General features: G+C 33.0%; 15 protein-coding genes. 4 read left to right on the forward strand and 11 right to left on the reverse strand.

The window, feature by feature from the left end; genetic code table 11:
- Positions 1-119 precede the first annotated feature (119 nt).
- From D1003_RS01875 to gyrA, 6 genes are all read right to left on the reverse strand, one after another.
- Positions 120-1,784 (reverse strand): DEAD/DEAH box helicase, encoded by a 1,665-nt coding sequence (locus D1003_RS01875; RefSeq protein ID WP_153935491.1) that lies wholly within the window; start codon positions 1,782-1,784, stop codon positions 120-122.
- Between the two features lie 112 nt (positions 1,785-1,896).
- Positions 1,897-2,391 carry a hypothetical protein gene (locus tag D1003_RS01880; RefSeq protein WP_153935492.1) on the reverse strand — a complete coding sequence of 165 codons (495 nt, stop codon included), beginning with the start codon at positions 2,389-2,391 and terminating at the stop codon, positions 1,897-1,899.
- Position 2,392: 1 nt separating this feature from the next.
- Positions 2,393-2,701 (reverse strand): phage holin family protein, encoded by a 309-nt coding sequence (locus D1003_RS01885; protein WP_153935493.1) that lies wholly within the window; start codon positions 2,699-2,701, stop codon positions 2,393-2,395.
- A 69-nt stretch (positions 2,702-2,770) separates the two neighbouring features.
- On the reverse strand, positions 2,771-3,118 hold the full coding sequence (locus D1003_RS01890) for a YtxH domain-containing protein (RefSeq protein WP_153935494.1): 348 nt from the start codon (positions 3,116-3,118) through the stop codon (positions 2,771-2,773).
- 76 nt (positions 3,119-3,194) lie between these two features.
- Positions 3,195-4,580, reverse strand: a complete 1,386-nt coding sequence (locus D1003_RS01895) for a tetratricopeptide repeat protein (RefSeq protein ID WP_153935495.1) — start codon at positions 4,578-4,580, stop codon at positions 3,195-3,197.
- A gap of 35 nt (positions 4,581-4,615) precedes the next feature.
- Positions 4,616-7,141, reverse strand: coding sequence for a DNA gyrase subunit A (gene gyrA / locus D1003_RS01900; RefSeq protein ID WP_153935496.1), 2,526 nt, complete (start codon positions 7,139-7,141; stop codon positions 4,616-4,618).
- Between the two features lie 125 nt (positions 7,142-7,266).
- Between gyrA and D1003_RS01905 the strand changes: the two genes are divergently transcribed.
- The 3 genes from D1003_RS01905 to gyrB all read left to right on the forward strand — a co-directional run bounded on the left by D1003_RS01905 (position 7,267) and on the right by gyrB (position 10,347).
- Complete coding sequence (locus D1003_RS01905) at positions 7,267-7,581, forward strand: DUF4286 family protein (protein WP_153935497.1); 315 nt, start codon at positions 7,267-7,269, stop codon at positions 7,579-7,581.
- Positions 7,582-7,634: 53 nt separating this feature from the next.
- Positions 7,635-8,162: a hypothetical protein gene (locus D1003_RS01910; RefSeq protein ID WP_153935498.1), complete on the forward strand. Its 528-nt coding sequence runs from the start codon at positions 7,635-7,637 to the stop codon at positions 8,160-8,162.
- Between the two features lie 250 nt (positions 8,163-8,412).
- Positions 8,413-10,347 carry a DNA topoisomerase (ATP-hydrolyzing) subunit B gene (gyrB, locus tag D1003_RS01915; protein WP_153935499.1) on the forward strand — a complete coding sequence of 645 codons (1,935 nt, stop codon included), beginning with the start codon at positions 8,413-8,415 and terminating at the stop codon, positions 10,345-10,347.
- Positions 10,348-10,639: 292 nt separating this feature from the next.
- Here the strand turns inward: gyrB and D1003_RS01920 are convergent, their stop codons facing one another.
- Genes D1003_RS01920 through rsmA form a run of 5 tightly spaced genes read right to left on the reverse strand, consistent with a single transcriptional unit; the run spans position 10,640 to position 14,777 of the window.
- Positions 10,640-11,206, reverse strand: coding sequence for a cysteine hydrolase family protein (locus D1003_RS01920; RefSeq protein ID WP_014938928.1), 567 nt, complete (start codon positions 11,204-11,206; stop codon positions 10,640-10,642).
- Positions 11,207-11,238: 32 nt separating this feature from the next.
- On the reverse strand, positions 11,239-11,775 hold the full coding sequence (locus D1003_RS01925; protein WP_153935500.1) for a hypothetical protein: 537 nt from the start codon (positions 11,773-11,775) through the stop codon (positions 11,239-11,241).
- 16 nt (positions 11,776-11,791) lie between these two features.
- A complete protein-coding gene (locus D1003_RS01930; RefSeq protein WP_153935501.1) occupies positions 11,792-12,601 on the reverse strand; it encodes a hypothetical protein in 810 nt (269 codons plus the stop codon).
- An 18-nt stretch (positions 12,602-12,619) separates the two neighbouring features.
- Entirely contained in the window at positions 12,620-13,969 is a 1,350-nt protein-coding gene (mgtE, locus tag D1003_RS01935) for a magnesium transporter (protein ID WP_052911208.1), read from the reverse strand.
- A 19-nt stretch (positions 13,970-13,988) separates the two neighbouring features.
- A complete protein-coding gene (rsmA, locus tag D1003_RS01940) occupies positions 13,989-14,777 on the reverse strand; it encodes a 16S rRNA (adenine(1518)-N(6)/adenine(1519)-N(6))-dimethyltransferase RsmA (protein WP_014938931.1) in 789 nt (262 codons plus the stop codon).
- Between the two features lie 99 nt (positions 14,778-14,876).
- Between rsmA and D1003_RS01945 the strand changes: the two genes are divergently transcribed.
- Entirely contained in the window at positions 14,877-15,776 is a 900-nt protein-coding gene (locus tag D1003_RS01945) for an ABC transporter permease (protein ID WP_153935502.1), read from the forward strand.
- Position 15,777 lies beyond the last annotated feature (1 nt).

The following is a 15,777-nucleotide window of genomic DNA, read 5'->3' on the forward strand; positions in this document are numbered from 1 at the left end:
TTGGATTTTGTCTATAATATAAATTGTATAGACAATATTTAAAATAAAAAATAGTTCTCAATAATCACAAAAAGAGGATATTCAAATGAATATCCTCTTTTTTGATATATATTTTTTTCTTAGTTGGCTACTTCGGCTCTCATTTCTTTACCTTTAAATTTCATAGAAGATATATTGTTAAGAATTTCGTTTTTGAATGATTTTTCTACTTCAAAGAATGTGAATTTATCTAATATTTCAATATCTCCAATATCTGCTCTCTTTCTAGATTTTTTAGTCGATTTGTTAATAATGTCTAACATATCTACTTTCTTTAATTGATCTCTTTTTCCCAAATTGAAGAAAAACCTCACCATATCAGAGTTAGACTTTTTGCCTTTTCTTCCTCCTCTATCTCTACTTCTTTCTCCCTTATCTCGTCTTCCCTCTCTACGACTTTCCTTAATATCCCCTTCTTTTTTCAGTTTTTGGTCAGATAAGTCATTTCTATTTTTATAATACAATGCTAAATCTCTCAACTGAAACTGTAACAACTGATGCACCAACTCTTCTTTTGAAAATTGCGATAAATCTGGAATTAGACTATCATCGAAATCAAAATATGTTTCGTGTTCTGTAAACAAATGCTCAAATACTCCCGCTACTTGAGCTTTGATAATATCTTCTCCTTTAGGGATTGCCTTTTCTTTAAGTTCTATTTGAGTTTGAACTTTGATATGTTTCAATTTTCTCGTTTCTTCAGGCTTTATAAGAGCCATAGAAATCCCATCTTTCCCAGCACGCCCTGTTCTACCACTTCTATGAACAAAAACTTCTGGGTCATCAGGTAACGAATAATGAATTACGTGGGTAAGTGAATCCACATCTAACCCCCTAGCCGCCACATCTGTAGCTACTAAAATATCAATGTTTTTTAGCCTAAACTTCAGCATTACCGTATCTCTTTGTGCTTGAGACAAATCCCCATGCAAGGCATCAGCAGCATAGCCATTCTGCATTAGATAATCTGCAACCTCTTTAGCCTCCATTCTGGTGCGGCAGAAAATAATAGAATATTGATTAGGATTAGCATCTATAAGGCGCTTAAGTGCTTCTTTCTTCTGTCTATAATTTACCACATAATATTCATGACTGATATTCTTCTTAACCGCATTGATAGACCCTACAGAAATACGATGAGGATTGGTAAGGTAGTTTTTAGAAATCCTTTCCACCTCTTTATTCATCGTCGCTGAAAAAAGAAAAGTTTGTTTAGTTTCTGGGGTTTCGCTTAGAATGGTTTCCAAATCGTCTTTAAATCCCATAGAAAGCATTTCGTCTGCTTCGTCTAATACCAACCAATGGACACCCGAAAAATCTAATGCTTTTCTGTTAATTAAATCTATCACCCTACCAGGAGTCCCCACAATAATTTGTGGTTTATCTCTAAGACTACGGATTTGGTCTGTAATACTACTACCTCCATAAACCGCCACCGACTTAATATTTGGCTGATATTTGGAATAATTTTTTATGTCTTTTGCTATTTGTAAGCAAAGCTCTCTAGTAGGACAAAGTACCAAAAGTTGGATTTTTCTACTAGTATCATCTATCATATCTAAGATAGGTAATGAAAACGCCGCAGTTTTCCCTGTTCCTGTTTGCGCTAGTGCTATCAGATCTCTAACATCTGATAAAATAAACGGGATACTCTGTTTTTGGATTTCCGTAGGAGTTTCAAACCCCATTTCGCCAACAGCCTTAAGAATTTCAGGACTTAAATTGGACTCGCTAAATAAATTCATTAAATATTATAAAATTTCTGCAAATATACGGATTTTTTATTTGATGTCTTTTCCCCAACCTCTTCAATAAAATGCCTATTTACAAAATAGTATAATATTAAAAACAAAACTATTATATTAATCTATTGATACCTTTCGCTGTTTGTTTTCTTTGATAATCGTCTAACAATTCCCTTAATTTTCTAATAACTACAGGTGCTACATAAACTAAAAGAAGTCCTATAGCTCTTTTCTTCCAACTAGAATTGTTGAGATTTTTCTTAGCATAATTACTTACTGCTCCCACTACCCCTACTTTCAAAAAACCACTTACAACACTTTCTGCCAAACCATCATTCTTTAACGTTAAAAATGAAGAACCCGAATTTTTATTCAATACTTTATTTGTAATCTCTTTTACAATATTCCTTGTATTTACAGAAATCCCGTTACTACCACTTTTATTCTTTCTCGCTTCTATAAACTTGTCCGTAAACCCTTTAGAAATGAAACTCAAGGATTCTTTAGGATTCTTAAAGGTAATTATTCTTTCTATATCAGAAATTTCATTTTTTAACGAAGATTTTAGAGTTCTTAATTCAGAAAGACTTTTATATTTAGCCCCCATATCATTTATTTATGAGTTTTATAATCACGTTAGCAATCCCTTCTTTTACAAAATTTTTAAATAATAAAAATATTATCATTAAAAGTAAATAAAATCCGGCAACAATCAGAAATCCATAGATTATATTTTGCATATAATAGCCCAATAATACAGCTAATCCTATACTAGAAAATATAATAAATAGTAAAAAGAATACACTTAAAAGAACTAAAAAAGCTATACCACCTACCTTAATAGATATTTTTTCGGCAGCTTCCATTTTTATTAAATCAAGTCTTTTTTGTGCGTAACTCTTAAAAAGGTTTATCATCAATATTATTTTTTTCGTCTAAATTTTATAAAAAAGGAACTATATTTCAAGTCCCTTTTTATTTCTGTTTTACTTTAATCCATCTAGTTCAGATTCTACATCTTTAGCAACTTCGTTGGCTTTGTCTACCACCTGTCCTTTGTACTTATCATAAGTTTCTTTAACATTAGAAACTACCTTCTCTACATTAGATTTAGTCTTTTCTGATAAATCTTGGTACTGATCTTTTACTTTTTCACAAGCTCTTCTGTACTCTCTTTCGGCTTGATCTTTTAAATCTTCAGCCTTTCTTTTGAGCTTTTTTCTTGTTCTTTTTCCTTCTTCTGGAGCGTAAAGCATTCCTAAAGCTACACCTACAGCAGCTCCAGCTAAAAGACCTACCAACACACTCACCGAGTTATTCCCTATTTTTGACATAATAATTTATTTTTAAAGTTAGTAATTTAAATGATGTGATTATACTAACAATAATCATACCACTTTTATATTTGTTTTATTTATTCAAGTTGTCTTCTACTGCTTTCATTTCTTTCACTTTATCCTCTTTGCGTAAAGTTTGGTAAACGCCTCTTAACAAACTTACTATTTCGGGATTTTTAGGCTCCAAAGAATACCATTTTTCTAGATACGGAAGACCTTTAGCAAATCTATCTCTTCTATCTTGTAAGATTTTATTAAACTCATCCATTTTTTTTGCTTTTCTTGCTGCCTCTGCTCTCTCTATCACCTTACCATCATCGCCTAACATATAGATATTATAAAAAATCCCTTGAATAGCAGGAACATAATCAGGGTCTATTTCTAAAGCTCTTTTAAATGCACCTTCTGCTTCATTTAGTTTAGCTTCATCTTTACTTAAAAGAACGCCTAAATTATACCAACTTACTTTATCATTAGGATTAGAAGCAACTACATTTTTTAAGTTATTGATAAACTCGTTAGTTTTTCCTGACTTATAATAAGCTGTACCTTGTAACTCTGATAATTTACTACTTTTTGGGAATTTTTTAATTCCTTTTTCTAATAAATTTAAAGCATCTGTATATTTTTCAGAATCAATGAGCAAAGCGGCATTAGTTTCATATAATTCTTGCTCTATACTTGGAGTTTGCTCTGTTCTAAAATCAGTATAATCCGAAGCCGAACCTAGTCTTTTCATCATTTCAAAACTATTCTTATCCAAAGTTTCGTCTTGACCAGATTTCTTATTTTTTGCCTTATATACTGTTGTAACTCCTGTGTAACCACTCTTAATTAAATCGGAGTACACTTCTATAGCTTGGGACTTATCATTGGCAAGAGCATAATTTAACCCTGCATAATACTGGTATAGTTTATCATCTGTTCCCGCCGCCTTTAAAAGGTTATAAACTTCCAAATATTTAGTAGCTGCCTTTGTGTGATCTTTCGCTTGATAAGCTCTATAGGCTTCATCTCCAGCTGTTTTTAACATTGGATTTATTAACTGTGGTAATTTATCTGATAGTTTAGAAGCATAAGAATCTTCTTTGAGTCCAGCTATACCACTAGCATCAGCCGCTTCTTTCCCTACGAAATAAACTTTATTTTTTTCAGCATCTTTACCTGTGTAGATTTTAGACTTACCTAAATCTCCTATTTTACCTAGCCAAGCTGCTCCTTCTGTAGTTTTACCAGACTTGATAAGTGATACACCTTTGGAATAATAATATTGCTCTAACAGACTAGGTTCTACTAAATATAACTTGTTACCAATGAGAACATCTGCCTTTGATAATTCTGCATTAGTAGTTGCAATATCACCTGACTCTATTGCTTTGAATGCGTTTTGAATTTCCTTTTTTTGTGAAAATGCTAGTGTTGTTGAAAACACAGCAATACTTAAAATAACTTTTTTCATACTATTTTAATATATTTATTATTTTATTTTGAATACTATTCCTCTGAATTTCCTTCAGACGGATTTACAGTTTCATCATTAGATTCTTCCATGTCTTCGTCCTCTACATCTTTCTCTGCCTCCACTTTTGCTACGGCTGCTATTTCATCACTATTTTTAAGATTAATTAGCCTTACACCTTGGGTATTTCTACCCATAACACGCATATTGTCCACCGACATTCTTATTGCAACTCCTGATTTATTGATAATCATTAAATCGTTACCATCTACTACTGATTGTATCGCAATAAGCTGACCTGTTTTTTCAGTAATATTAAGAGTAATTACACCTTTGCCTCCACGGTTAGTAACACGATAGTCTTCTACTGCGGTTCTCTTACCATAGCCTTTTTCAGAAACTACCAAAACAGTTTCATTCTCTATATCGTTTACAACTATCATACCAATTACCTCGTCGTTGTCTTCTAGAGAAATACCTCTTACCCCAATGGAAGTTCTACCTACCGCTCTCGCTTTCTCTTCTGGGAAACGGATACATTTACCATTTTTAGTAGCTATCATTATCTCGGAGTTGCCATTGGTAAGTCTTGCTCCTAGAAGCTGGTCATCTTCTCTAATTTCTATGGCGTGTATACCATTGGTTCTAGGCCTAGAGTAAGCCTCCAACGAAGTTTTCTTAATGGTTCCGTTTTTGGTAATCATTACCACATACATCTGCTTAACATACTCAGAATCCTTTAAATCATTGGTTCTAATGTAAGCCTTGATTTTATCATCAGGTTCTATATTGATTAAGTTCTGTATTGCTCTACCTTTAGCTGTTTTGGAGCCTTCAGGAATTTCGAACACTCGCAGCCAGTAGCACTTACCTTTTTCCGTAAAGAATAGCATATACTGGTGATTGGTAGCAGAAACAATGTATTCTAAGAAGTCTTCGTCTCTTGTAGATGCCGCACGGTTGCCCACTCCACCTCTACTTTGAGTTTTGTATTCTGAAAGGAGAGTTCTCTTGATGTATCCAGCGTGAGAAATAGTAAGTACCACTTCTTCATTAGGAATAAAGTCTTCTATGGACATTTCACCTCCAGAATAGTCTATTTCCGTTCTTCTTTCATCGCCATATTTTTCTTTAACTTCTACCAATTCATCTTTAATGATTTGGTAGCGTCTAGCTTCGTTAGCAAGGATATCTTCCAAGTCGTTAATTAAATCCATAATAGCTTTGTACTCATCACGGATTTTATCTAGCTCCATACCTGTAAGCCTAGCTAATCTTAAATCTAAGATGGCTTGAGCCTGTATGTCCGAAAGTTCAAACTCTGCAATCAACCCTTCTTTAGCAGCTTGTGGCGTTGCTGAATGTCTAATGATAGAAATTGCCTTATCTAAAGTATCTTGAGTTGCAATAACCTTCATAAAACCTTCTAAGATATGAGCTCTTTCTCTAGCTTTTTTAAGTTCATACTGAGTTCTACGAATTACAATTTCGTGGCGGTGCTCCACAAAGTGAACGATAATATCTTTTAGATTAAGCTGTTGTGGTCTGCCCTTTACTAAAGCAATATTATTGACACTAAACGATGTTTGTAACGCTGTGTACTTATATAATAGATTAAGGACTACATTAGGTATTGCGTCGTTTTTAAGTTCATAAACCACACGCATTCCTCTCCTATCAGACTCATCTCTAATCTCGTGAATACCTTGTATTTTATCCTCTTTTACCAACTCTGATGTTCTAGCTATCATTTCAGCTTTGTTCACCAAATAAGGAATTTCGGTAACGATAATGGCATTACGGTTTCCAATCTCTTCAAAAGCGACTTTAGCTCTTAATACTATTCGCCCTCTTCCTGTATGGAACGCATCTCTAACTCCATCATAGCCATAGATAATTCCTCCCGTAGGAAAATCAGGAGCGATGATATATTTCATTAACTCATCTATTTCTATCTCCTTATTATCTATATAGGCACAGATAGCATCTACCGATTCGGATAGGTTATGAGGCGCCATATTGGTTGCCATACCTACCGCAATACCAGAAGTACCATTTACTAAAAGATTAGGTATTTTAGTAGGCAGTACTGTAGGCTCTTGCAAGCTATCATCAAAGTTATTTTGGAAATCAACTGTTTCTTTATCTAAGTCTGATAGAATTTCATCAGATATTTTTTTCAGCCTAGCTTCGGTATAACGCATAGCTGCTGGTGGGTCGCCATCCATAGAACCAAAGTTCCCCTGACCATCTACTTGCGGGTACCTTAAACTCCACGGTTGCGCCATACGCACCATAGCGTCATAAACAGAACTATCACCGTGTGGGTGATATTTACCCAAAACATCTCCTACAATTCTGGCGGATTTTAAATATTTTTTATTTGAAAAAACACCCAATCCATACATACCATATAAAACCCTACGGTGCACAGGTTTTAATCCGTCCCTTACATCTGGCAAGGCACGAGATACAATAACGGACATCGAGTAGTCAATATAAGAGGACTTCATTTCGTCCACAATATTGATAGGTATCAACCTTTCTCCTTCTTTATGCATAAGTCTTTATTATTATACTAAATAAATTATTACTTCAATTTCACATCAAAATCAAAGGGCTAATTTACAAAAAAATACCGATTTTTGCAGGATATTTTACTAATTTATTTATAACACACTTAGAAATGAGTATATTAAGTTTAACATTCCATTGTGAACAAGGAAGCATATCAGAGTGGAAAACATACTTTAATAAAAGTATCATAAGCCATTACAAAAAGACCCAAAATTTAAAACACTATATCGCTTCCGAAGTAGAAACTGACAGACTACAAGAAGGAATTAATTTTAATTTTTTACTTGTTTTCGGAACCGCCGAAGACAGAACGAACTTTATTACAAATGAATTACCTAATATTACGATGGAAGTAGAAAAAATATTCGGAGATAGAGTTTTAGTTTTTGCTACATTATTGAATCCCACTGCATCTAACATTTAAGCCCTGTAAGAAATATAGTGTCTATCACAATTCAAAAAAGCATCTAAAAACAAATGAAAAAATTAACTCTAGTAATCATTTTGATTTGTTGTTCAAATTGCTCAAAATACCAAAAGGAGAAAATAGATTTGGAAAATATACAGCCAGAATATCTTGAAGAAAAAAAATCAGACACACTTACAGAACCAAATTATATAGCAATTTTTGATGAAAAAACTAAAAAAAAATCATTTTTGACAAAAAATGAAATGAAAATAGTTAATAAAAACTTAGAAAAATCTATCAATGAGTACAACCATCAATTAAAAATAAAATTAGCAAAATGGAATAGAGAAAATAGAAATATAAAATGGAATTTTGATAAAGAAAAAATTGACCTAAGGTATTATTTTAGGCAATATATAATATCAACAAATGAAGATGGAGATAAAATTATTAGAGTTTTCTGTTTTTGTTCTTATTCTGGTGATTGGGAAAATGAAATAATACATGTACACGATGGTGGAGATTGCTATTTGAACCTAAGAATAAATTTAACGAAAAATAAAACGGAATATTTTGGAATAAATGGATTGGCCTAATGTACACCGTAGCAAATATTTTTGCACCACTTTGCAAATCATTTGGAATAATACGAACAAAATTTCGGTTAGTACAGATTGTTCTCAAAAAATAATGTTAAATGTTAATAGATTACTGAAAAACATTAATTATTTTTACTCAATAAGAGAGGTTCTCAAATAAACTTAACGAGGATTATCAAGAATTTTATTTTTATCTCTTTTTTAAAATTTGTACATTTGTAATCTTTAAAAAAAATTATAAAGAATAATGAGTAATAAACAATATACAGCTAGTAGTATCCAATCTTTAGAAGGGATTGAGCATGTGAGGTTAAGACCCTCTATGTACATTGGAGATGTGGGAGTGAGAGGTTTGCACCATTTGGTATATGAGGTTGTAGATAACTCTATAGATGAGGCTTTAGCAGGATACTGCGATACCATTACAGTTACCATTCACGAGGGCAATGCTATTAGTGTAAAGGATAACGGACGAGGAATCCCTGTAGATTTTCACGAAAAAGAACAAAAGTCTGCACTAGAGGTAGTGATGACTAAAATAGGTGCTGGTGGTAAGTTTGATAAAGACTCTTACAAGGTTTCTGGTGGACTCCACGGTGTAGGGGTTTCGTGTGTTAATGCTTTATCCACGAGTACCATTGCTACCGTTTACGGAGAAGGGAAAATTTATCAACAGAGATACTCTAAAGGTAGAGCCTTAGAAGATGTTCAAGAAATAGGGACTACCGATTATAGAGGTACAGAGGTTTTCTTTCAGCCAGATGACAGTATTTTCAATGAATTAGTTTACAATTACGATACCCTTTCTGCTAGACTTAGAGAGTTAGCATTTTTGAATAAAGGTATCAATATCACTATCACAGACGAGAGAGTAAAAGACGAAAAAGGAGAATTCTTAACAGAAACTTTCCTATCCGAAGGTGGTCTTAAAGAGTTTGTAGAATTTATAGATGGTAACAGAGAATCCATTATGGAGAATGTTATCTTTATGGAAGGAGAAAGAGATGATATTCCTGTGGAAGTTGCTATGAGATATAACACTTCTTTCACGGAAAACTTACACTCGTATGTCAATAATATAAATACCCACGAAGGAGGTACGCATCTTACAGGATTTAGGCGAGCTCTTACAAGAACTCTTAAAAAATATGCAGACGACCTAGGTATTCCTCAAAAAGAGAAAGTGGAAATTACGGGAGATGACTTCCGTGAAGGACTTACTGCCGTAATCTCTGTAAAAGTAATGGAGCCTCAGTTTGAAGGACAAACCAAAACAAAACTTGGTAATTCCGAGGTTTCTGGTGCGGTGGATAAAATAGTAGGCGAAATGCTTACCAACTTCCTAGAAGAAAATCCTACCGAAGCTAAACAGATTGTACAGAAAGTAGTTCTAGCAGCTAAGGCAAGACAGGCAGCTAAAAAAGCTAGAGAAATGGTACAGCGTAAATCTCCTATGGGAGGAGCAGGACTACCTGGTAAACTTTCGGATTGTTCATCAAAAGACCCAGCCGAATCAGAAATATTCCTTGTAGAGGGAGACTCTGCGGGAGGTACCGCAAAACAAGGAAGAGATAGGCATTTCCAAGCCATTCTACCATTAAGAGGTAAAATTCTTAATGTAGAAAAATCTATGATACACAAAGTTTACGAAAACGAGGAAATCAAAAATATCTATACCGCTCTAGGTGTAAGCGTTGGTACAGAAGAAGATAGCAAGGCTCTTAATTTAAGCAAACTTCGTTATCATAAAATTGTAATTATGACCGATGCCGATATTGACGGTTCTCATATCTCTACACTTATACTTACCTTCTTCTTCCGTTATATGAAGGAACTTATTGAACAAGGTTATGTTTACATTGCATCACCACCTTTATATCTTCTTAAAAAAGGTAACAAAAAGGTATATGCTTGGAATGAGAAAGAGCGAGAAGAAAAAACCTTAGAAATGTCTGCCGATGGTAAAGGCGTAGAAGTACAAAGGTATAAAGGTCTTGGGGAAATGAACCCAGAACAACTTTGGGAAACTACACTTAACCCTGAAAACAGAATTCTAAAACAAGTGAACATAGAAAATGCGGGTGAAGCAGATAGAATCTTCTCTATGCTTATGGGAGATGAAGTTCCTCCGAGAAGAGAGTTTATAGAGAAAAATGCTGTTTATGCAAAAATAGACGCATAATTTCAAAGTAATAATAAATAAAAGCCAAGTTTAATTCTTGGCTTTTTTTAACCCTAATAAATAATCTTTTATTTTTTCTTTCCAGTATAATAGTATTTTCCTAACATTTCAACTTACACAGTTTAATGAGATACTATCTTTTTTAATTTATGTGTTCTTACTAAAGTTAAAGACAAAAACAAAATATCATATATAACTCTTTGGTATTGTTAAATTATTATATTCAATTCATTATTTAGTTAAAGAGTTTTCCATCATCACTTTTGATTTAGAGTAACACTTCGTTTTTCCTTTAAATCTCTTTAAATAATTTTTCAGAATTCCAAACTGTTGCAAATTCCTCATTTAGATTTGCAAGCGTTGTTTGATGGATTAACTCCGAATCGTATTTTTCTCCATTAATTCCAACCCTGTCAAATGTTGCTGTAGCGTCCGAAATAAGATAAGTTTCATAACCATAATTTCCAGACATTCTAGTTGTTGTAGAAACGCAATGGTTGGTAGTTATTCCCACAATTACCAATGTACCAATATTTAGGCTATCAATTTGCTCTTTTAATGTAGTTCCAATGAATGCACTATTTACATTTTTAGTAATGATAGGCTCAGAATCATTTGGAGTAACATACTCACTAAATTCAAATCCTGCGTTTGTGATATGAAGTTTTGATTTAGGATTATCTGAACTATGCCTTATATGGAATATTGGTAAATTTAATTCTCGCCATTTTTGCAAAATTTTACCACAAATTTCTTCAGCATTTTTATTATTACGATTTCCGCCCCAATAATCTTCTTCAAGAAAAGCCTTTTGAACATCAATTAAAACTAATGCAGGATTTTTTTCTCTTAATTTCACTTTAACCGTTTTTTAGAATTGACACTAATTTACTACTTTTTTATAAGAGGAGTATACCCTTCTGAAAAGAAATTTTTAGTATTTGTATCGTATAAATATTTATCCGTGAGTTGTAAATAAGATAACTTTTCAAAGTCAATATTTTTTAAATACAAGGTGTCATTAGAAATTTTGTACTTACCGTTCCAATGGTGAAAAGCATGAGGCGAATATTCTGTAATTTGGAATGTTTGATTTTCAAATAATGTTATTTCTGTTTTTGTTTCAGTACCAATAGAATATGTGGATATCACTTCTCTATTTTTTGAGAGGCAATTATTAAATATATTGAACAAAACTCCAGTCATACCAAACAGGCAAATGAGTTTTAAAGTTCTAAGTTTTTTTCTTCGCCTCTGATAGAAATATAAAATCAAACCATTAACTAATATTAAACAAAACACAAACGGAATTATTATAATATCATAAACTGATTCTACGTAATCTCCATAATACTTTGTTAGCTTAAATAGTATTAACAGAAGAAAAACCAATGTAAAATATTTTAATATTTCCTTAATGATTTTCATCTTTTTATAAATATTATCAAACTGAATTATTTATTTTTATGTCTTTGATTTTTTTTTGATTTTTTTCAAAAAAGCTTTTAATCTTTTCTATTGTTTCACTACTCTTATATGGATTAAAATATCCTGAGCTAAAACTATGGTTAAAATCTTGATTAAATAAAGTTATCAACGACCCATTTTTTCGAATATTCACACCAACTGTATTAATTCCCACATATTTAGGAATATCTTTTGAAATTAATTTTCTCATTTGATTTTCAGCGGAAAATTGTGAAAAATGATCAAACTTAACATCTACAGTATTCTTTAAAAAATCATTATTATTAGCTGGATTATCTATATCCAATGGTGCTAAGTCAAGCTTAATTGTAGATTTTTCATTTTCTCTAAGTGGCTCAGGCATACAAAAATGAATTAAACCTACTAGAGGAAATCCATCTTTTATCAATCCTTCTATTTGTGTAATGCCATAAGAGTTAGGAGATTTTCTCGGATTATTTCTACGTGGTCGAACAACCTTTACTTCTATTGCACAAGTTCGATTATAAAAAATTTCTTCTTCTGAATAAGGAATTAGTAAGATATCAAAATCACCTGGTTTATCTTTTTTATCAAAACCAAGCTCTTGTCTTAAAACCTCAAAAGCAAGATAAACACCTTTATACTTTAAAAACTCATCATAACCTACTGGAGTACAAATTAAATTTGAAAATAAATTAAAGTTAAGCGTTTTCTCTTTTTTAGAAAATGATAATCTTTCAATTAGTTCTTTTTCAGATAATTTTTGATCATCTAAATCTAGGCATCTTAAATCGAAAACAGTCATATAATTGAAGCTAATATCCTAAATATGTAACATTAGTTTTGCTATAGTAAAGTAAATCAAAACCCCTAAAATATCGTTAGAAGTTGTGATAAAAGGACCTGTAGCTATTGCTGGGTCTATTTTATTTTTATTAAGGAGAATAGGCACTATAGTCCCAATAACAGCTGCCACCAAAATAACCGCCAACAGCGAAACCGAGATAGCAATAGACACCATCATATCATGTCTATTAACCAGCAAATTAAATGATAAAATAATCACAGATAAAATAACTCCTGATGCTGCAGAAACACTCACTTCCTTTATCAAAGTTTTAACGGTGTCTGTACCCAAAGTATTATTAGCTAAACCTTGCACAATAATCGCCGATGCCTGCACCCCAATATTACCCGCCGTTGCGGCTATTAGAGGCACAAAAAACATAAGAGCAGGTATCTTTTGGAGAGCATCTTGGTTTCCTTGCAATACCTGCGAGCCAATGAGACCACCTACCATACCTATAAAAAGCCAAGGTAAGCGTGCTTTTGTAAGCGAAAAAATAGTATCCGTAGAGTCTACATCTAAGGAGATACCCGACGCTAACTGATAGTCTTTCTCTGCTTCTTCGGTTATGAAATCAATAACATCATCTATCGTAATACGCCCTACCAAGTTGCCTCTAGCATCAACCACAGGCACCTCAAAAAGGTCGTATTTCTGCATAAATCTTGCTACCTCTTCAGCCGTATCTGTATCCATCACCGAACGGATTTTAGGATTATACACCTCCGAAACTTTAGTAGAAGAAGTGGTTGTAAGTAGTTTTTTTAAACTTAAAAGCCCTAGCAGTTTATCATTATCGTCTACCACGTAGATAGAATACACCTCATCTAAATCTTCGGCTTGCTTTCTCATCTCTTTGACTGCCGAAATAATGGTTAAGTTCTGGTTAACTTTTACCATTTCCGTAGCCATAAGACCTCCAGCCTCATCTTCATCATACCTAAGTAAGTCCACGATACTTTGGGCGTGTTCCTCGTCATCTAGCCTTTGGATAATTTCGGTCTGCTGATGTTCTGGAAGTTCAGAGATAATATCCGCCGCATCGTCAGAATCTATCTCATTGATAATTTCATCTGCAATCTCTTGCGAAGAGAGTCCTTTCATAAAGCTCTTTCGCTCGTCTTCATCTATCTCTAAGAGTACTTCTGCAGATTTCTCATTACTCATTAAATCGTAGAGAAAATGCTGTTCTTCCTCCTCTAAATCTTCAAATATAGAAGCAATGTCTGGTGCTTCCATTTCGGAAAGCATCAGAGCTACCTCTTTAGCATTTTTCTCCTTGATGAGATTTTTTATCAGTTCTCTAAGAGCAATGGTTTCAGTCAAAATAGTCTTTATTTAAAAGTTAAACGGCTGATGATTTTAGTGCATTTTTCCACTCAATAGTAAAGATGATAAAATCTTCTACACTAAGTTCTTCCGCTCGCAAAGTTAAGAAATTATGCGTTAATAAAGCTTCGGGAATATTAAGTCCTTTAAGAGCGTTACTTAATTTTTTTCGTCTTTGGTTAAAACCTGCTTTTACAATTTGTTTAAATAAAACTTCGTTGCCTTCTAGACCTTTTTTAGGATTTCTGGTAAGCCTGATAACTCCAGATTTCACTTTAGGTGGTGGCGTAAAAACATTTTCGCTAACGGTAAAAAGATACTTTACATCATAATACGCCTGAACCATTACCGACAGAATCCCATAACTTTTAGTGCGAGGTTCTGCAGAAGTTCTTTCAGCGACTTCTTTTTGGAACATTCCCACCATTTCTGGTATTTGGGCGTAATTATCTATAATTTTGAATAAAATCTGTGATGAAATATTGTATGGAAAATTCCCTATAACAGAAACCTGTTCCGAATTGAAAATTTCAGCTAGGTTAGCTTTTAAAAAATCACCTACAAAATGTTTTTCTTCTAATTTGGGGTAATGTTCTTTAAGGTAGGCAATAGACTCTACATCTATCTCTGCCACAAATATTTCTGAATTTTTATTAAGAAGATATTTGGTTAAAACTCCCATACCTGGACCTACTTCTAAGACAAAATCCTGAACATCAACCTCTAAAGCTTCTACAATTTTAGATGCTATGTTTTCGTCGTTAAGAAAATGTTGCCCGAGGTGTTTTTTAGCTTTTACTGTCAAAATGAAATGATTTTTTATGATTTTATTAACAATGATTTTAGTCTTATTGGGAGCAAATTTCGGAAGATTTTTTCTATTTTAGCCGAAAAATTTTATTTAATGGCTAATACAGTAGACGATTTTAACAAAAGAAGGCTGAGATCCAGCAATATCACAGTAGTTATTAGTATAGCATTAGTTTTGTTTTTGGTAGGACTTTTTGGTCTTATTCTTATCAATGCTCAAAAATATTCAGACTATATTAAAGAACAACTTGTAGTAAACGCTTTTTTCTCCGAAAACTACGATGCTAAAGATTCTCTAAAAATAGCGAAACAAGAACAAGAAGCTATAAAGACTATACAAGCACTTCCGTTTGTTAAAAAAACGACTTTTATCTCAAGACAGCAAGCGTCTAAAGAAGCTAAGAAAAGTATGGGGATAGATGCTGACGCTCTTTTTGAAGAAAATATATTCCCGTCTTCAGTAGAGGTTTCTCTAAAGCCAGATTTCGTAAGCCCTGAAGAAATACAAGGCGTGGTTAAAGAATTAGAAAAAGTAGATGGCATTGTAGAAGTAAAAAATAACAGCGACTTAATGATTGAGGTTTACAACAACCTGAATAGAATACTCACTTGGATATTAGCATTTTCTTTGGTATTTTTAATTTTAGCGATTGTACTGATTAACAACTCTATTAGATTAAAAATTTTCTCCAAAAGATTCATTATTAAAACGATGCAACTTGTAGGTGCTAAGCGTCGTTTCATACTTAAACCGTTCATCATAGAAGCCGTTATACTAGGACTTGTAGGTGCTGTTATTGGACTTTTGGTATTATTTGGCGTTTGGTATTATTTCACTAACCAAATAGGAACTCCGTTTGTGCAAGATACTAATCAGTACTTACAATTGGTATTGGTTGTTTTTGGTGTGGGTGTTCTAATTACTGTTCTAAGTACCATTTTTGCAACTTGGAGATTTCTTAGAACTAATATTGACGATTTATACTATTCTTAGA

Source organism: Riemerella anatipestifer (genome assembly GCF_009663465.1).
In the GTDB taxonomy this organism is placed as follows: domain Bacteria; phylum Bacteroidota; class Bacteroidia; order Flavobacteriales; family Weeksellaceae; genus Riemerella; species Riemerella anatipestifer_C.